14 protein-coding genes are annotated in these 19,083 nt (G+C 49.6%); 7 read left to right on the top strand and 7 right to left on the bottom strand.

Annotated elements, in window-relative coordinates; all coding sequences use genetic code 11:
• Positions 1-48: 48 nt before the first annotated feature.
• The 4 genes from Z042_RS13455 to Z042_RS13440 all read right to left on the bottom strand — a co-directional run bounded on the left by Z042_RS13455 (position 49) and on the right by Z042_RS13440 (position 3,807).
• Positions 49-1,059: an AI-2E family transporter gene (locus Z042_RS13455; RefSeq protein WP_024913568.1), complete on the bottom strand. Its 1,011-nt coding sequence runs from the start codon at positions 1,057-1,059 to the stop codon at positions 49-51.
• A gap of 456 nt (positions 1,060-1,515) precedes the next feature.
• Complete coding sequence (locus tag Z042_RS13450) at positions 1,516-2,628, bottom strand: M20 family metallopeptidase (RefSeq protein ID WP_024913569.1); 1,113 nt, start codon at positions 2,626-2,628, stop codon at positions 1,516-1,518.
• 13 nt (positions 2,629-2,641) lie between these two features.
• On the bottom strand, positions 2,642-3,106 hold the full coding sequence (locus Z042_RS13445) for a YjiG family protein (RefSeq protein ID WP_024913570.1): 465 nt from the start codon (positions 3,104-3,106) through the stop codon (positions 2,642-2,644).
• A gap of 20 nt (positions 3,107-3,126) precedes the next feature.
• The gene (locus Z042_RS13440; RefSeq protein WP_037407010.1) at positions 3,127-3,807 is read right to left on the bottom strand and encodes a nucleoside recognition domain-containing protein; all 681 of its coding nucleotides are present in this window, start codon (positions 3,805-3,807) and stop codon (positions 3,127-3,129) included.
• A 632-nt stretch (positions 3,808-4,439) separates the two neighbouring features.
• On the opposite strand from Z042_RS13440, the gene Z042_RS13435 reads away from it, so the two are divergent.
• From Z042_RS13435 to Z042_RS13425, 3 genes are all read left to right on the top strand, one after another.
• The gene (locus Z042_RS13435; protein WP_024913571.1) at positions 4,440-5,156 is read left to right on the top strand and encodes an acid phosphatase; all 717 of its coding nucleotides are present in this window, start codon (positions 4,440-4,442) and stop codon (positions 5,154-5,156) included.
• A gap of 368 nt (positions 5,157-5,524) precedes the next feature.
• Entirely contained in the window at positions 5,525-6,697 is a 1,173-nt protein-coding gene (locus tag Z042_RS13430) for a p-hydroxyphenylacetate 3-hydroxylase oxygenase component (RefSeq protein ID WP_202901343.1), read from the top strand.
• Positions 6,698-6,717: 20 nt separating this feature from the next.
• Positions 6,718-7,662, top strand: coding sequence for a p-hydroxyphenylacetate 3-hydroxylase reductase component (locus Z042_RS13425; protein WP_024913573.1), 945 nt, complete (start codon positions 6,718-6,720; stop codon positions 7,660-7,662).
• Between the two features lie 70 nt (positions 7,663-7,732).
• Here the strand turns inward: Z042_RS13425 and Z042_RS13420 are convergent, their stop codons facing one another.
• Complete coding sequence (locus tag Z042_RS13420) at positions 7,733-8,959, bottom strand: Bcr/CflA family multidrug efflux MFS transporter (RefSeq protein ID WP_024913574.1); 1,227 nt, start codon at positions 8,957-8,959, stop codon at positions 7,733-7,735.
• Between the two features lie 1,300 nt (positions 8,960-10,259).
• On the opposite strand from Z042_RS13420, the gene Z042_RS13415 reads away from it, so the two are divergent.
• The 4 genes from Z042_RS13415 to Z042_RS13400 all read left to right on the top strand — a co-directional run bounded on the left by Z042_RS13415 (position 10,260) and on the right by Z042_RS13400 (position 14,919).
• Positions 10,260-10,898 carry a DUF1120 domain-containing protein gene (locus tag Z042_RS13415; RefSeq protein WP_024913575.1) on the top strand — a complete coding sequence of 213 codons (639 nt, stop codon included), beginning with the start codon at positions 10,260-10,262 and terminating at the stop codon, positions 10,896-10,898.
• Between the two features lie 85 nt (positions 10,899-10,983).
• Positions 10,984-11,640, top strand: a complete 657-nt coding sequence (locus Z042_RS13410; protein ID WP_024913576.1) for a DUF1120 domain-containing protein — start codon at positions 10,984-10,986, stop codon at positions 11,638-11,640.
• A 105-nt stretch (positions 11,641-11,745) separates the two neighbouring features.
• The gene (locus tag Z042_RS13405) at positions 11,746-14,118 is read left to right on the top strand and encodes a fimbria/pilus outer membrane usher protein (RefSeq protein ID WP_024913577.1); all 2,373 of its coding nucleotides are present in this window, start codon (positions 11,746-11,748) and stop codon (positions 14,116-14,118) included.
• Positions 14,119-14,229: 111 nt separating this feature from the next.
• Positions 14,230-14,919: a fimbria/pilus chaperone family protein gene (locus tag Z042_RS13400; protein ID WP_037407037.1), complete on the top strand. Its 690-nt coding sequence runs from the start codon at positions 14,230-14,232 to the stop codon at positions 14,917-14,919.
• 118 nt (positions 14,920-15,037) lie between these two features.
• Here Z042_RS13400 and Z042_RS13395 read toward each other — a convergent pair whose 3' ends face one another.
• Both Z042_RS13395 and tssH read right to left on the bottom strand, forming a co-directional pair.
• Positions 15,038-16,114: a DUF1176 domain-containing protein gene (locus Z042_RS13395; protein ID WP_024913579.1), complete on the bottom strand. Its 1,077-nt coding sequence runs from the start codon at positions 16,112-16,114 to the stop codon at positions 15,038-15,040.
• A gap of 59 nt (positions 16,115-16,173) precedes the next feature.
• Positions 16,174-18,843 carry a type VI secretion system ATPase TssH gene (gene tssH, locus Z042_RS13390; RefSeq protein ID WP_024913580.1) on the bottom strand — a complete coding sequence of 890 codons (2,670 nt, stop codon included), beginning with the start codon at positions 18,841-18,843 and terminating at the stop codon, positions 16,174-16,176.
• Positions 18,844-19,083 lie beyond the last annotated feature (240 nt).

The following is a 19,083-nucleotide window of genomic DNA, read 5'->3' as shown; positions in this document are numbered from 1 at the left end:
TCCAATAACGCCGCTGCCGCGTTTGAATGCGTGGCAACCAGGCAGCACTCATATCAGTTCCGCTTCTCTAAGTTCACTTTTCAGGTAGGCGTAGTAGATCGGGGCAGCAACCACGCCTGCCAGCCCGAATGCTGCTTCAAATACCAGCATCGCCAGCAGGATCTCCCAGGAATTGGCGTTGATTTTAGTGCCGACAATACGCGCATTGAGGAAATACTCGAACTTATGGATCACAATCAGGTAGAACAGCGCAATCAATGCAACGCCTAGTGATACCGACAAGCCAGAGATAAAAACAATGGTATTGGAGATCAGGTTGCCAATCACCGGCAGCAGGCCAAAGATGAAAGTAAATACCACCAGCGTTTTTGCCAGTGGGATATGGATCCCGCACAGCGGCAGCACGCCCAGGATAAAAATGCCGGAGAAGAAGGTATTAATCGCTGATATTTTAACCTGAGCAAAGACGATATTACGAAACGCCTGCGACAGCAGCGAGATCCTTTTCATCAGCTCACCCTTCAGCAGCGGCCGATCCTCAGTGTTATCAATGTTGTGCAGAGAGACAATTGCCCCAAGCACCATACCTATCAGCATGGTTACCAAACCATGCAGGATACTTTTACCCATAGTCTGCAACAGCGCAATATGCTGCTGTAGGCGGAACAAGATCTCGTTTTTTAGTTCTTCTACGCTCAACGGCAGGTAGCCTGGCATGTATTTCGCTACTTCCTGCTGGACATCCTGCAAGATGAATGCAATACGGGTATTGATGCTGGAAATATTTTTCATATCTTGCATCAGATAGCCGACGATGGTGCCAACTATCGCGGTCAGCAGGCTCACCACCAGGGTGCTGATCACCACCACAACTAACCAGCGCGCTCGTTTACCGCCAATCACCTTCTGAAAATGCGGCGTGAGGATATTCACAATCTCATAGACCAGAAAACCAGCCATAAAGCAGGTAAGAAGCTGCAACGGCAGCAGCAGCAGTATCCCCCCCATCACAAAGATGAAACTGACGATCTTGGCCTGTTTTAAATTCATTATTTGCATTATTACTCGCTTACCCTAGGTAGGATAAAATATTCAACTCTCTGCTTAAGTATGGGTTCTCTTTGCAGGACAGGGCGTAACAACAACCCACCCGCGAGCATAAACGGATCTTGCCCACGCGGCTATCAGCAGTTCGTTAAAAATTCATTGCGACCAGCATGGCCTAAGATCTTCCCCCACTTTTGCTGCAATAACGCAAAACCAAAATCTTGTTGCTATGGCAATATCTGCTTCAGAATGCCGGGATATACCCTGGCCTTCTCTCCTGCTGAAACAGGCTCATCCCGCCGCCAGGTTATACGGCTTTGCTGATTCCCCCCAGCACAGCAGGAAAAATCATGACTTCAGTTTGTACTTATAACGTTTCGCCAGTGCGTTTCCGTGATCTTACCCGCCCTCCAGAACCCTGTTCAATGATGATATCTATCTGGAGGCACGGGTATAAACGCCTCATTTTTACAGCATGGAAAGTACTCGGCACAGTAATCGAATACGTGGTTCAATCGAGCCTATCTCAAGGTATTCTGCCGCGCTGTGAAAACCCGCACCTATAGGCCCAAAACCATCTAGCGTAGGGATGCCCAACGCTGCCGTATGGTTAGCGTCACTCCCTCCGCCTACAGCCTGCCAAGTCACCAGGATACCCTCCGCGAAACCCGCTTTTTCCACCAGCCTGAGCAACGCTTCAGTATCCTCATTACCCGCCATTGCCGGTTTATGGGTGGTTTGCCTGAGCGTTGTCGTTACCCCAGCCAGAAATCCTCTGGCGCACAGCGTTTCGAGCTGGTGATGAACCCGGTCATATTCTTCATTTTCCCAGAAACGGAGATCTATTTCGGCTATTGCCTTATCCGCCACTACGTTGCCAGCGCTGCCGCCGTGAATCACCCCCACGTTCAGCGTCGTTCCCTGTTGAGTATCGCCCAGAGCATTAATGGCCAGAACGCTGTTGGCAAGCGCAGTAATTGCGGAACGTCCTTTTTCTGGATCATTGCCTGCGTGTGCCGCTACCCCATTAAAGGTGAGCTGATATCCAGCCATACCCTTCCGCGCTTTTACCAATGAACCGTCAGCACGTGCAGCTTCACAGACCAGTACCACTTGGGAACGCTTGGCCAGTTCGCCTATCCATTCGTGCGATCTGACCGAACCCGTTTCTTCGTCAGGGTTCATAGCGATAGCAATAGACAAGCGTTGTTTATCTGCGTCATCCAGCCTGCGGATTGCCCATAACATGTTCAATAATCCGCTTTTCATGTCCGACACGCCTGGGCCATATAAACGTGTTTCATCACGGCTCATTGGGCGTTCGGCAACCGTACCTTCAGGAAAGACCGTATCCAAATGGCCGACCAAAAGCACATCAAAGCGTTTTGCCTGCGGTTTGTTGGTCACCAACACGCCTGGGCCGACCTGTGGGCCGAGATCAACATTCGCAGTATGCCAACCCTCTTTTTGCCATAACAATGTCATGATACCGGCGACTTTAGCTACACCGCTGACCGTTTGCGTACCGCAATCCACATTTACCAGCGTCTCTAATTCCTGTATGTACTGTTCAATATTCATAAATCATCCTGTTCTAAATAATAATACGCATCAACAGCATGGCCAGAAATGCGTTGATAATAGAGATCACGATCATCAAAGGGATACGTTTTGCATTTGTGCCAATCACCCCAAGAATGCGACCAAGATATTGCACCTGCGAGCCCATCAGATAAATGGCTGGCGCGAGAATAGCGAGGTGTTCACCGGTAATGATGCCTTTGTCGAACAGACCAATGGCTACGCCGATCCCACCGCCCATTGACATCCAGCCGCCAATAAGCACCGCAGCAGCCTCTCCAGGCAGGCCAAACAACCCCATAAGCGGCGAAAACAGAATTCCAAGCCCTTTTAGTGCCCCCGTTATTTCCAACGCTTTGATAATGATAAATGCCATCACAACGTTAGGCAGGGTGCTACTGGTGGCAATATTCCAGCCCTTGCGGGCACCAACGACAAAAATATCAGTAATAACAGGATTCGATTGTGGTGTGCTCATCATGTTTCTCCCTTGCCTGCTTAGCGGCTGACTTTTTTATTGGTGATGGCAAGAACCAAACGCATCAGGTTCGCACCAACTATTTTCATGATAAACATGACCCCGATGCACGCACCGATTGATGTTGGAACAGCTGTGCTGCCATCTATAGCGACCAGGGTAAATAAGATGGCTCCCGAAGAGAAAAAGTTGGTAATCATCGCCCCCGCCGAAAACTGAAACATGGCAAAGACATCTTTTTCATTTTCCGTTAGCTGGCCGTCATCCGACAGGCTGCGCGTCAAAGATGCACCGACATCGGTGCTTTGCAAACTACCAATCATTGCCAGGCCGGTAGTGCCAGGAATACCCAATAATGGGCGTAGCAGTGGAGTCAATAAGCGGCGTGCAGCGCGAAGTGCACCGTAATGTTCAAGAACATTAATCATCCCAAGGGCAAACATAACGGCGGGTATAAGACCTAAGGCAAAAAGGAAACCGTCCATTGCACCGTTGCCGCCCGTACCACGAAAAGCGCTGGTTGCGGTAGTCAGGGTCTCCCCGTCCAGACTGACTTTACTGACAACCTTACCAAAGGTGCCGTTGAGGGTCGTGAAATCAAATACGCCGTACCATTCATTCCCCCCTAATAACCCGGAAAAGAAAACGGCGGCGAAAACAAGCGCCAAATAAGCTCCAGGCCCAACCTTATCTTCTTGCATACAACTTTCTCCTTACGATAATAAAGCATCAAATAGCTGCGTTTATAATGACAAGCTGCGATACAAAAAATGATTAAAGTCATTATCCTAGTAACTGATTAAAATGGATTCTCATAAATGTGATAAAGGGTGAGTTTTCTGAAGATAAAAATGATGAAAGTAATGGCGTTGAATATTATGAGCAATGGTTAGCGTGATTAATATTGTATTAAAAATTAACAAAATTGCATAAAAATAGTAGCAAACATATTTTATTATTTACTATTAGTATTCCTTATTATCGATAACAATCATGATACCTCCTCAGTTGTCGCCAAAAATCAAGCCTATAACGTGGGAGAAATAAATTGTAACCACATGATATTTAATGCATTAAAATAAAAATGCTTTTTAATGTGTTATCTGCATCACATTTCAATAAAAACAAATTTCAGTCACTTTTCATATCAAGCTATCAGTGTTAGGATTTTTTTTAGATTTGCATTTTCATCTTAGGGTTGTAACTGATTACCAGGCAAAACCTAAGTTTCCATTTATTAGCTTTTCAGCAGGCTAATAAATAGAAACTTAGGTTTTTTTGCTTTCAATGCAGTCTCTATTTTATGGAAGGAAAGATGATGAGGACGTTAGTAATGAAAAAAGCAATAATCTCTACCCTTATGCTGCTGTCGCTTTCTGTCGGTGTTCAGGCTGCGAATGACCACTATCTGACGTATGAACAGACGCCAGACAGTTTAAAATTGCTTCCCCCTCCACCTTCTTACACCAGCATTGATTTTTTACGAGATAAAGCCTGGTACGATGAAGGAAAGTCTCTGCGTAATACGGAACGAGGAAAGCAGGCTCATGCCGATGCAGATGTGACCAAAGACAGCTTATTGAATAACTTTGCCGAAGCTTTTGGTAGCCAGATAACCAAGGAAAAAACACCACAAATATTTACCTTAATTACCACAATGAAAGAAGATGCCGGGGAATATGCAACCCGTTCAGCCAAGAAACATTATAATCGTATACGGCCATTTGCATTTTTTAATGAACCGACTTGCCGACCGGAAGATGAAAAAATGCTCTCAACAAATGGTTCTTATCCGTCTGGACACACTGCCATAGGTTGGTCTGTAGCCCTGATCCTGGCTGAAATTAATCCAGCCCGCCAGAATGAGATCCTTAAACGCGGCTATGAGCTCGGGCAGAGCCGTGTTATTTGTGGTTATCATTGGCAAAGCGATGTAGATGCTGCCCGCGTGGTAGCCAGTTCGGTTGTTGCAACCTTGCATACCAACCCCGATTTTGTGTCACAGTTGGCGAAAGCCAAACAAGAGATGAAAACACTCAAAAAACAATAGTACCCAATACCATTACTGCACCTATTTATCAGTGGTTAACCTCATATCGCCGTTGCAACTCAAATCCAGCAGGTTAACGCTTTACAATATTTACAATAAAAACAAGGGCCCCAACGGGGGCTCTGCCACTTCAGCTACGGCAAACAACGTGATGCCTCCTAGAGCGTGGGGAGATCACGCTTTCGATATTTAACATGAAAAGTACAATTTTTTACCTGAATGTTACATTCCATTAAAATACCCGTCCCCCATACTCGTCGAACATTCACTACATGGTGGCTTAACACCTGACTCCGCTTCCTGAGCGCTTTGAAGGGCGGTTGATAAAGGATGAATTGCCGTATATTTACCATTACTGAGGAAGCTCGATGATGAAAACCCTTAACCCGATGCTGGAAAAGTTACTGCCAATTCTGCCACTGATTGCTGCGAATGCCGCTGAGGCAGAAAAAGATCGAAAAGTACCGGATGAAAATATCCGGTTATTAAAAGGGATAGGTATGCACCGTGCTTTCCAACCGAAAAAGTTCGGCGGCCTGGAAATATCCTTACCTGAATTCACCGACTGCGTTGCCGCACTGGCCGGTGCCTGCGGCGGAACGGCCTGGGCTTTCAGCTTGCTGTGTACCCACAGCCACCAACTGGCAATGTTTTCCGCAAAGTTGCAACAAGAGATCTGGGGTGAAAACCCAGACGCCACCGCCAGCAGCAGCATCGCCCCTTTTGGCCGGATTGAGGAAGCCGAAGGAGGGGTTTATCTGAGTGGCGAAATGGGCTGGAGCAGCGGTTGCGATCATGCTGAATGGGCAATTGTCGGTTTTCGTCGCAAAAACGCCAGCGGTGAACCGATCTACAGCTTTGGCGTGATCCCTCGCAGCGATTATGAAATACGTGATGATTGGTATGCGGTAGGGATGAGCGCCAGCGGTTCCAAAACGCTGATTATCAACCAGGCCTTCGTTCCCAATCACCGTATTGAAGCCGCTCAAGACATGATGCAGGGGCGCTCTGCGGGTTATGACCTCTACCCAGACAGCCCTATTTTCTACACCCCTTATCGCCCCTATTTTGCCTGCGGTTTTGCCGCCATCAGTCTGGGCGTGGCCGAACGCATGTTGGTCGCCTTTAAGGAAAAAACCAAAAACCGGGTGCGCGCCTATACCGGCGCCAGCGTAGGCACCGCAACCCCGGCGCTGATGCGTTTGGCAGAATCCACTCATCAGGTGGCGGCTGCCCGTGCCTTTTTAGAAAAAACCTGGGAAGAACATGCCGAACACGGCAGGCGTCATCAATATCCCTCTCACGAAACACTGACTTACTGGCGCACCAATCAAGCCTATGCGGTAAAAATGTGTATTGCGGCGGTAGATCGTTTGTTCAGCGCAGCCGGAGCCACCAGTTGGATGGAAAGCAATGAAATTCAGCGCCTGTTCCGCGACTCGCATATGACCGGGGCACACGCTTATACCGATTACGATGTCTGCGCGCAGATACTGGGGCGCGAATTGATGGGTTTAGACCCTGATCCAACGATGGTGTAACGAGCTGGAGAACCTATTTAATGACACATCACACAGACCATGTCCTTGACTCGCGTGCATTTCGCCGTGCGTTAGGTAATTTTGCCACCGGTGTAACGGTAGTGACTGCTGCAACTCAGGATGGCACCCGGGTCGGTGTCACCGCCAACAGTTTTAACTCGGTATCGTTAGATCCTCCGCTGGTGTTGTGGAGTATTGATAAACGCTCCGGCAGCTACCCGGTCTTTGAACAAGCCAACCATTTTGCCATTAATGTGCTGGCCGCCGATCAGGTGGATTTGTCCAATCGCTTCGCTCGCCCCAGCGAGGATAAATTCGCCGGGATTGAAGTAGACATGGGTGCCGGTAACGCCCCTTTACTGGTGGATTGTGCCGCTCGTTTTCAGTGCGAGAAATATCAACAGATTGATGGCGGTGATCACTGGATACTGATTGGCAAAGTGGTGGCGTTTGACGATCTGGGCCGTGCCCCTCTGGTGTATCACCAAGGAGCCTATTCCATGGTGCTGCCTTATCCCCAGGTATCAGAGCATTTGCCAGAAAATAGGCTGGTTAGTGCCAGGCAAAACCGTTTGAGTCATAACGTCTACTATTTACTCACACAAGCATTACGTAGCTATCAAGCCAGTTATCAGCCCAAGCAACTTTCCACGGGGCTGCGCGTCAGCGAAGCCAGAATGCTGCTAGTGCTGGACAGCGATGCATCTCTTGATATGGCCGGTTTACTGGCGGAAGTGGCGATGCCGGCCCGGGAAATTGAAGCAGCGCAGGAAGCGTTATCTCGTAAAGGATGGGTATCAAGCACTGAAAACGGCTATCGCCTGACGGCCAGCGGTGAACGCCAAGCCGACGTATTAAGAGATATCGCTGCCAAACAACAGGAACAAGTGCTGGCGGCCTTCCCTGCCGATGAAGTGGAGATCCTGAAAAAGCTGCTGCGCGGCATTATTACCAGCCCCCATTAAAGAACTTCACCATCACTCGCCTTATCATCATTGGTACGGCAAGTGATGGTGTAACCGAGATAAATTCACACTATTTATCGTCTTTTTCAGAACCAATCTGCTGCACTTGCGAATGCAAACGCACCACAGACATCCGTTGCCCGAGCCAACCCAACGCTGCGCAAACGGCCATCACCAGTGCCATAGCAAACGGAGTATCATCCTGTAACCATGAAACCGCCAGGCTTGCCAAAGCCCCCATGCCAAACTGCAATGAGATCGCCAACGCGCTGGCGCTCCCCGCCTGTTGACCGCGCTGTTGCAATAATAACGATAGGCTGTTAGTGCCAATCGCATTCACCAGTGACATGAACAGCACCACCAGGATGACCAGAATCGTCAGATTTTGCTGATAGAAAACCAATAACAGCAGGCCAAACAGCACCTGAGCACTGCTTTGTATCATCAATAACCGCGGTAGGCTGTAGACTTTCAGCATCCGCACGTTAAGCAGCAGCACAGCGATCATGCCGATCACGTTGCAACCGAACAGCAACCCATAATATTGCGCTGGAACCTGAAAATAGCTGATGTAAACAAAAGGTGAGCCGCTGATAAAGGCAAACATCCCCGCAAAGGAAAATGCCAAGGTAGCGATAATGCCCATCGCCTCTCGATCTCTTACCAACAGGCAGTAATTGTGAAACGCCTTCAGGATATTGCCTGCCTGCTTAGACTGCGTTTTTAATGTCTCTGGCAATACCCATAACACCAGTAACCCACTGATACAGCCCACCACCGCCAACAACATGAAGATAGCCTGCCAGTCAAACACCGTCAGTAAAACCCCGCCCAACAAGGGTGCCAGCAGCGGCGCAACCATGGTGACCAACGTCATTAATGACAAGACTCGGGGCAACTGATCGGGAGTATAAACATCTCTGGCAATCGCGCGTGCCATCACGACGGCAGCGCCACTGCCAAATGCCTGTAAAGCCCGCAGAAGCACCAACTGTTCCACTTGCGTAGCCTGAGTACACAATGCGCTGGCAATCACAAACAGCAACATGCCACTCAGCAGCAATTTTCGTCGCCCCAGCCGATCGCTAAGCGGCCCGTACAGCAACATGCCAATACAAAAACCCGCGAAAAACGCCCCCAACGTATATTGCATCTGCCCTTGCGTTGCTTGCAGTTGCTGCCCCATCGCGGGTAAAGCAGGTAAATACATATCAATCGACAGTGGGCCAAAAGCCACTAATGAGCCCAATAACGGGATTAACCAGCGCGGCGGCTGATTAGCAAAGGCAGGCGGCATAATCAAACCTTAGCATAGAACAATTCCTTATATGTTAATAAGATAAAATCAAAATCAACTTCGTTAATATATTAACAAATATCTTGATTAATAAATACCTTTCCATCCAGTCACCCGCTCTTATTTGTGATTTTCATAACAATATTTTTACAAACCAGGGTAACAATTTATGTCCTGAATAACTCAAGTGACAGAGAGGTGATGATGCAGTGGCAAGCGAACGCAAGTAGCAAACCGCTTGATGGTAGGTATCCTCTTAAAACGGGCCTCTACTTTAGCTTGGCAACCGCAGCTAACAGAGCCGAAAAGCACTAACAACCTCCCCATGTCCTGATGTTAGAAACCTCATTTATCCCGAAAAACCCTACTAACTTTACTTTTTTTGATCAAGATCAAGTTATCGCCATTCATAGTTTGGTTATATTAGTCCCGACTGGCGATTAGAGATTATAAAATCGTCGGTTTTTTTGTTTTTCATCCAGCGATATTTATTTAATTTACGATATTTGCTTATTATTTGCGCCGTATATTTTCCATTAAAACCCCCTATCCTGTTGTTTTGCAATAAAAACACCCTGAATTACATTCAATTCAAGCATCGTATGAAACAAAAAAATATCTCCTCAAGTATTTAGAAACCCTCTATAGTCGCCCCCATCGTAAACACAGCGTATTCATTTAATGTAAATAACACGGACAGTACTACAGTACTTATATTCTATTGAGCAGAAAAAATCGCCCTCGGCTAATAACCCCAACTAGTTATTATAACCAAAACGAGGTAACAAAAATAGAAAGGTTATTACATTGAAGTTATGAGTTCTTCGGTTTACAGCTAGGTTGCATGAATATATCAAGCACTGTTTAAATAATAAGTTATTTGCTGATTTTCTGTCAGAAAATTAGCGCTGCCTTATTTTTTGTTTTTAACTACTGCGCCAAAAATGAATATCTCATGCTGCTAAGTATATTGTTTTAACAAAGAATTATTCTCTGACATAGGCTCCTTGCTACCGAATGGGTAAATATCACACCCCCGGGCGAGCATGGTGTCTATTCAACATATGAGTGATTCTCTGGTAAGTACCAGAATTGATGAAATATATACCCCCAATAATTCAAGTAGCTTGTTGGCAGCAAGCAACAGCCCCGAAGGGCGTGTAACGCAGCCAACACCCAAGCAACGTGAAGTATAAAGGGTATATACCTTCAATTCTTATTTAATAGCTTTATTCCAATATATCGGCCAATAGAGCTAATCCCTTGTTATTATCACACTATAGATATGGATTTTTGTTTTATGAAAAAGCACGTAATTGCCGCGACCACACTGTCTACCCTGTTACTGGCCATGGCAAATGCTCAGGCAGCCACTCCAACCGCAGAACTGAAAGTAATCGGAGAACTGACCGTTCCTGCCTGTACCGTTGCTGCCGCCGATGACGGTGTATACGATTTCGGCAGACTGTCTGCCACCATGGTAAAACCAGCGGCTACTACCGCGCTGACGCCGATGACCAAAACCTGGACCATCACCTGTGATGCAGAAACCTACCTGAATTTTGCCCCAGTGGACAACCGTGCTGCTTCGGTCAGCACCGTCGCTACCACCAACTTCGGCATGGGCATGGTTAACGGTACCGGTAAAATCGGTTACTACACCGCACAGATGGCAAATGCGACCGTAGACGGTGTTGCTTCCGAATTGTTTACCTCGGCTTCCAGCACCTTTACACCGGCAGCAACGGCCGATATCACCACCGGGCTGCGTTCTGGTTGGGCAACACCAACGGCCAATACTCAAAAGAGTGGCAAGGTTTTCGTCAGCGATATTATCGTCAGCCCGGTTCTGGCCAGCTCTGCCACCATGAACGGCGCGATTACCGACGACACCAACCTGGATGGCTCCATGACCCTGAGCTTTGCTTACGGCATCTGATCCTATCTGAGCTTGCCCGCCTTTCTGGCGGGCATATCAGTTGTATAACGCATCAACATTATATTGATACTGGTTTTATTAAATTATGAAAAAACATTTTCTTACGTTAACAGCATTGTCTTCACTCTTGCTGGCGGTGGCAAATGCGCAGGCCGCTGCCCCAACGGCTGAACTGCAAGTGGCAGGGAAAATCGGATCACCGACCTGCACCATTGCTGCGCCGAATAACGGAGTTTATAATTTGGGCGCTATATCAGCATCACAACTCAAACCTGACGCAATCACCAGGCTTTCCCGGCTTACCAAAAGCTGGACGATTACCTGCGATGCCATGACTTATCTGACCATCACTCCAACAGATAATCGTAGTGACTCAATGGCGGTTACCTATCCAGGTGGCGGAGCAACCAACCACTACGGCCTGGGTTTTGTGAATGGCACCGGCAAGATTGGCGCATTTCTCATTCTTTTTGGTGGGAATTCGAGCGTAGATGGTGTTCCAACAACGATGTGCAAAGGGAACCCTGGGCAATGTACGGTGCAAGCTGGAGCCGCCTATTTAACCAGAGGAAATCAAACCAGTTGGGCAACAACAAACAATGTATTAACAGCCGGTAGAGTATTTAAAACGGATCTTGCCACTGATGCATACCTGGCCAGTACCAGCACCATGAACGGTGCTATTACTGAGAACACCAAAATTGACGGTTCTGCGACCCTCAATTTCGCGTTCGCCATTTAATATTTCCCTACTATTTTATCTTATTCAGGCACAGAGTTTCGTGCCTATTATTTATCTATACCTTATTTGACGGTAATGATGTACGGATTGACTGGAAGTGCCAGAATGATAATGCAACGTGTCTCATTTCATTCCCTGATATCAGCTTTCGTGCTACTGCCCACAGTGGCGACTGCTGCAAATGAAAAGAGCCCGACCTTTGATCTTAAAACGCTGGAGGCTCTGGGTTATACCGCTGATGTCGCCGATTTCTTCAGCCAAGAAGCCCGCTTTCTACCGGGTGTCAATACCGTCACTATTCAGATCAATGCTGCTCGCTCGTATACCGTCGATGCCCGGTTTGACGCTGATGGCCAGCTTTGTGTCGATCAGGCGCTCCTTATCGCCTTGAAACTGCGCCAGCCCAAGCTCGCCTCTGACTGCGAACCACTCAGCGCCCTCTGGCCCACCGCAACCAGCAAAGCCTATCCCGGGCAATTTCGCCTGGAACTGATGCTGCCCGAAGAGGCGTTTGATCCATCACAGGATGATTTTCAACGCGGTGGCTATGCCGCACTGCTCAACTACAACCTGTTCGGCCAACAGATTTCTGGCGGCAATGACCTGCGCTTCTTCCAGGGGATCCTGGAGCCCGGGCTCAACGTCAGCAACTGGGTGGTACGCAACCGCAGCAGCGTCTCCAGTGGCCTGAACGCCGATCGCTATACCTCGGAAGAAACCTCGGCTTCCCGCGCGGTGGAATCGCTTAAATCCGTGTTGCAACTCGGTCAGTTTGGCAGCAACAGCGATTCTTTTTCCGGTTTGCCGATGCTGGGCGCACAACTCTATTCCGACAGCGCACAATTCAGTGCTTCGCAATTGATTGTGCCGATTAAAGGCATCGCGAATACCAACGCCACCGTCGAAATTCGCCAGCGTGGGCGCACCATCTACCGCACCGTGGTGGCACCGGGGCCATTTTCGCTGAACAGCATCAGCAACTTTTCTAATGGGGTGCCTGCCGATGTCGAAATCATTGAAGAAGATGGCCGCCGGCAGCGTTTCTCCGTGACCAATGCGCTGGATGTCAATAATTACCGGGAAGCGACCAGTTATCAACTGGGCCTGGGGCGTTACCGCAACCCAAACTCAACGGTGGGTACCCCGGCGGAAAGCCCATCCCTCATCACCGGTGAAGTGGCCTTCAGCCCCGCCAACCGCCAGCGTATGACAACTGCCGGGCTGTTCGCCAGCGAATACCAGAACCTGACGCTGAAGCACAGTTACACCGGCACCGAACGTGGCTGGCTGGCCGGTGGCCTCAGTTATGCGCGCGCCCAAGACAACCGGCAGGGCTATCAACTGGATATGCAGGCGCAGACCACACTGGGTGGCAATGTTTCTACCTCGTTTTCTTCCCTGTACCGTTCAGAAGATTACCTGACCGCCGATGAGACGCTCAGCGGCCAGGCCTACCGGCAGGCCCCAACCACCCAGACCCTGCGCAATGCCAACAGCGCGGCAATTACCTGGGCACATCCACGCTGGGGAGCGTTCTCCTACGTGGCGTCGCATAACCAGTATTACCACAACGGTAAAAGTGATATTGCCCATACGCTGTCCAGCAGCCAGCGCTGGGGCCGGGCGACGGTGAGCCTCAGCCTGCAATCCTCTGCGTTTGGCGAAACAGCCTATGCCAGCCTGTCGCTGCCGCTGGGCCAGGGTACGCTGAACAACCGGGTGCAATCGGTTGATAACAACCTGTCTTTGGGCTCCAGCTATCAGGGGACATGGGGGGAAAACCGCGGGTATACCGTCGGGGTAACCGGCTCAGAGCAGCAGCAACGCGTGAGCGGCTCCGCCAACCTGCGCACCCCCTATGCACAATTGGCGACCGGGGTGTCACAGTCTTCCAACCAGAGCCGGTCTGTGTCGATGTCAGCCAGCGGCGCCGTGGCCTATGCCAACGGCAGTGCAGCCACGTCTTCACAACCCATCGGGGATACCTTTGCCATTGTCAGCATTCCTAAGCAGGGTAACCTGCGCGTACAGGCCCCTGGCAGCGGCGCAACGCTGACCAACTATTCAGGCAATGCCATTCTGCCCGCATTGCAGCCCTATACCACGGCGACGGCGCAGATTGACACGAAAACGCTGCCATTGAATATCCGCCTGAACAGCACCACAGCTGATTTTGCCCTGGCGCGCGGTTCCGTTGCCAGTAAACTCTTTACGGTAACGGAAACCCGCCAGTTGCTGCTGACGATACGGGATGCCAACGGTGTTGCCATCCCGGTCGGGGCCAGCGTATTGAGCAGCAGCGGTCAGTTTATGGGCACGGTGATCGGCGACGGCAACGTGATGCTGATCAATGACGATATCGGCCAGCCGCTCCGTATCAAGGTCACCAACCAAAGTGAATGCCAGGTCGATTATCAGGCTCCGACCCAGTTTGATGCTAACGCCGTGTATGAAACCGCCGAGGCCATTTGCCGCTAAACGCGTTTGATGATTATGTCCCTGTCTTTCTTTCAGACAGGGATTACACTTAATACAAGCTCTACTTGACACTTTATGAGGTCTACCATGTTTGCAATGAGCAAGAAACCGATGCTTCACCCGTTCATACTCTCCACTCTGCGCTGGCTGGGTCTGTTTGCTGCGCTGCTGCTGGCTACCCAGGCTCAGGCTTCATTCAAGCTGGAAAGCACCACCATCATCCTGAATGAGAGCGAAGGCCGGGTCAGTTTCAACATCCAGAATATGTCTTCAGCGCCAATTTTATTGGTTAGCAAACTGATCGATCTGGACAACAATAACCTCAGCAAACAGATCCTGATTTCACCGCCGATCACCCGTATCGACGCCGGGCAAAGCCAGCAGATCAATTTTGTGCTGAAACAAGGCACGCCTCTCACTCATGAAGTGTTGCTGAAAGCCTCGTTTGAGGGCGTCAGCCAGGCTGCGGATAACAGTGCCAAAATGCCTATCCGCCAGGATATCGGCTTTATTGTGCAGCCCAGCGCCGTGGTTCAGACCAAAACCCCGTGGGAAGAATTGAAATTCAGCGTAGAAGGGCAACAGCTGGTGATCGCCAACCCTGGGAAACACGTCGTTCGTTTGGCTCCACAGGTGACCCTGCTGCCGGCGAATAAGATCGTTCCGTTGAAGAATTACTACCTGATGGCGGGTGAAACCCAACGCGTGGCAATTACCGGCACACCAACGTCGGTGACTATCATTCCGTTAAGCCGCTATGGCTTGAAGCTGCCAGAGGTGACTTTGCCGGTCGGCAAATAGTGGGTTCAGCGCAGTTGCTGATAAAATGTTTCTCCATCAACCAATGTGCCGTATTACGGCACATTGGTGTTTTAAAAGAAACTCGTCTGAAAGCATGTGTTCCCAATCAATAGCAATTTCAGGGTGCCACCACGGTCGAAGTCAAAGACAACATATTCCAGGCACCACCACCACGAATCATTCTGCAACGCCCTGAATTACCCGCCTCATTGCTAACGAAGGTTTTTCCGTTCCATACCCAGGACTCATAATCCAGACAATCGCCCAAACCACGCCCTTTCATCAAGAAGTCTATGGTTCCATCACGATAATCAGTACCACTGTCGGTAATCAGTTCAGGGGGCTGTTTCATGTCATTGTCAGTCACCCAATACATAGCGCCATAGTTATAGGCTGCCCTCCAACATTCGATAATAACCAGTGACTGATTTTCATTGAGCCGAGCCAGTTGCCAGACAACGTCGGGTGCATTGACCAACTCATCTGAACACCCCCCATCCTCATCAATGCTTATCTCTTTCATTAACAGGGGTTTCAAAAAAGCCATTTCCTGCGGAGTCATCTCACGGCTTTCTTTATCTTTGACCGGTACTTTGATAATCACGGGTTTCGCGACGGGCTTTCTGACCGCTGATTCATCGTTTGGGCCTTTTTTGAATAGGGCACCCAAAGTGCCTACACGCCCCTGAACATCGTCCATTTTAAGCAAGACTGCACTGGAACCTGCACCAGAAAAAACGTAATCCCCCAGATTGTCTTTGAAAGATATCTGGCTATCCCGGCGCAAAGCACTCAAAAATGCGGTTAACTGAGCGGCATCCATGCGCCATATCTCATCCTGCTCATTGTCTACCTTTAATTTCCCCAATGAGCGCTTATCAATCACCAATTCCGGTATACCGCGCGGCTTATCGCTGAATACCTCGCCTATTTCTGCGAGAATAACCTGGTTGATTATCGGTGTTGCCGCTCCAGCCTCACGGGTTAATAATACGGTTACTCCTAATTCGGTATCCGTAGGTGAATACCCCGCAGCCCGGCAAGTCAATGTGTTATCACATACCAGATCCCAGTCTTTATGCGAAAAACTGCGAGATTCTGTCTCAGATGCCGCCCAGGTTACCAAAGGCGCCAATAACACCAGGCTGGCAAAAAACTTGCCAACATAATGCTTCCAAAAACCCTGGCCTATCATTATTCCGCCCGCAGAATAGACCGACCAATGGCTGCGGCTTAACCGAACAGGGTTAGCGATCACAATGCGACCTCTGCCTTCTGAGGCTCATCAAATACAAGTCGAATCCCTGCTTCATCGTTGTACCCCAACAGCAGATGTTGCGGTTTTAGCTGCAATGCCAACTGTTGCAACAGTTGCTGGCTCAACACCGGCAAAATCTGCTGATTCAGCACACTGTCAATATTGCGCGCGCCGCTGTCTGGCAGCAAACAGGCGGCAACCAGCATATCGTACAGATCTTCTTCAATAATACAGTTCAACCCATAGTAGCTTTGTAAACGCTGTGCAACCTGCTCAAGTTTCATTTTCGCAATGGTGCGCAACGCCGAAACCGCCAAGGGACGATAAATCACCGTTTGAAAGCGAGCCAGCAACGCAGGCTGGAAATGCTCACGCAGGGCCGGATACAACAGTTCGTGCAAAGTGGCATCCAGCGCTTCGGGTTGCTCATCCAGCAATTGCATGAGCGGATCACTCCCCATATTGGTCGTCATCAGGATCACAGTATTGCGGAAGTCGATCTCACGCCCTTCGCCATCACGCATAAAACCACGATCAAACACGTGGTAAAACATGTTCAACACATCACGATGAGCCTTCTCTATCTCATCCAACAGAATCACGCTGTATGGGCGCTTGCGTACTGCCTCTGTCAACACGCCCCCTTGACCGTAGCCAACATAACCGGGCGGAGCCCCCTTCAATTGGGAAACCGTGTATGCTTCTTGGTACTCCGAGAGGTTGATGGTGATGAGTGATTTCTCGCCGCCAAACAGGCTGTCTGCCAGGGCTAGCGCCGTTTCCGTTTTGCCAACGCCGCTTGGGCCGATCAACAGGAATACCCCCAAAGGGCCATTTTCCTGCGTGAGGCCGGTTTTCGACGCTCTGAGGCGCTGAGCAAGCGCTAACAAGGCCGCATCCTGCCCCACCACACGCTGGCTGAGATGATGTTCCAGTTGCAGCAGATTGGTTTGTTCGTCTTTCAATAAACTGCCCAATGGCACACCGGTCCAATCGGCAATCACCGTTGCCACGGTGCGAGCATCTACATCCAGTGAAAGTAAACGGATATTATTCTGTAGTTCATTCAACTGCTGTTGCAGTTGAATACGTTCCATCGAAAGGCTGAGATCTTGACGCAGCTCCAGTAACTGATGAGTCAGCGCTTTTTCTTGCTGATACTGCTTTTCTAGTTCCGTTTGTTGCTTTTTCAGTACATCACGCCAGTCAGTGATATCCGCCAAACGGGCCGGATCGGCATCTGAACTGATCACCAGATCCTGTTCAAGCGCCTGTTGTTCCATATCCAGTGCCATCAGTTCGGCACTGATTTGCATCAGCGGTTGTGGTGTGGTATCCAGGCTCATGCGCACCCGGGCGCTGGCAGTATCCAGTAGATCAACCGCTTTATCCGGCAGTTGGCGGCCGGTCAGATAACGGCGAGACAGAATAACCGCCGCTTTTACCGCCTCATCGGTTATATGTACACCATGGTATTTAGCATAACGGTCTTTCAGGCCACGCAGCATCAAGCAAGCTTTTTCATCATCTGGCTCATCCACTTTCACCATCTGGAAACGGCGTTCCAACGCAGCATCTCGCTCAAAATACTGCTTATATTCCGACCAGGTGGTGGCTGCAATAGTACGCAACTCACCGCGCGCCAGTGCCGGTTTGAGCAGGTTGGCAGCATCCACGCCCCCCGCCGGATTACCGGCACCAATAATGGTATGCGCTTCATCAATAAATAGGAGGATGGGTTCCGCTGATTGTTGCACTGCCGCCATTACATTTTTCAGGCGCTGCTCAAACTCCCCCTTTACCCCCGCTCCTGCCTGCAACAGCCCCAGATCCAACGTCCGCACGCTGACCATTTTCAGGCTGTCCGGCACGTTGCCTTCAGCAATTCTCAAAGCCAGCCCTTCAACCAGCGCCGTTTTGCCGACCCCAGGCTCCCCGACCAGAATAGGGTTGTTTTTACGACGCCGGGAAAGAATATCCACCATCTGGCGGATTTCATTATCACGCCCGAATACCGGATCAATCTCATCAGCCCTGGCCTTGGCCGTAATATCCTGCGTGAATCTGTTCAGCACCTCCAGCAATGCCTCATCGGGTATTGGGGAAGAAGCCAAGGAATCAGAGTCAGACTTAAACTCTTGCTGCGGTAAGGTAGAAGGGAAACGGTCCAACTCAGCTTGGTGCTGTAACTCTGCTCGTTCATCAGACTGCGCATCGAGCAGAGGGCGCAAGCGCTGTAATTGACCCTGGCTCAGGCTTAACAGTGGCCATAGGCCGTCTACCGCAAGTTGGGAAGGTTTCTCCATCAGCGCGGCCAGCAAATGCACGCTGCGGATCTGCTGAACATCTTCGTCTAACGACGCTGCCAGCCAGGCTTGTTTGATCAGATTTAATAACGCAATCGAAAGGTGTGGACGGCTACGAACAGAACGCGGCAATGTGTCAATATTAGCCAACAACAACCGCCATACACCGTCCATATCCCACTCATAGCGGCGAGCCAGTACGGTAATGTCCCCCTCCCCCAACTCCAACAGTTTAAGCAACCAATGTTCAATTGTAATTTCTGCATGGGCACGGGTTTGGCACAATGCTTCAGCGGCTTCCAGAGCCTGCGCACAATACGGATTTAAGCGGCGTAATAGAATAGCTGACTGATTTTCCATGGTTCCTTTCCCTGTTTTCCCGTAGCGTTCTAGCACGCTACCCCATAGCCGTTAGCCAAGGTCTATGAAACTTCTGTAAAATACGTTCTCTCTAGGTTTACCCTTGTTTGGGTACCAGTACGGCCGAATTTTCGCTCAATAATTGATCATTTTGCATGGCTTCCCGCTCTTTACGTAAAGTCGCACAGCAAATTGCGCATGAAAAGGAGAACTCGCGGTATCTCATTTTGGTCGCAGGAG

Source organism: Chania multitudinisentens RB-25 (assembly GCF_000520015.2).
GTDB classification, from domain to species: Bacteria; Pseudomonadota; Gammaproteobacteria; order Enterobacterales; family Enterobacteriaceae; genus Chania; species Chania multitudinisentens.
Note: the sequence above shows the minus strand (reverse complement) of the source record. Positions and strands in the feature narration are given on the sequence as shown.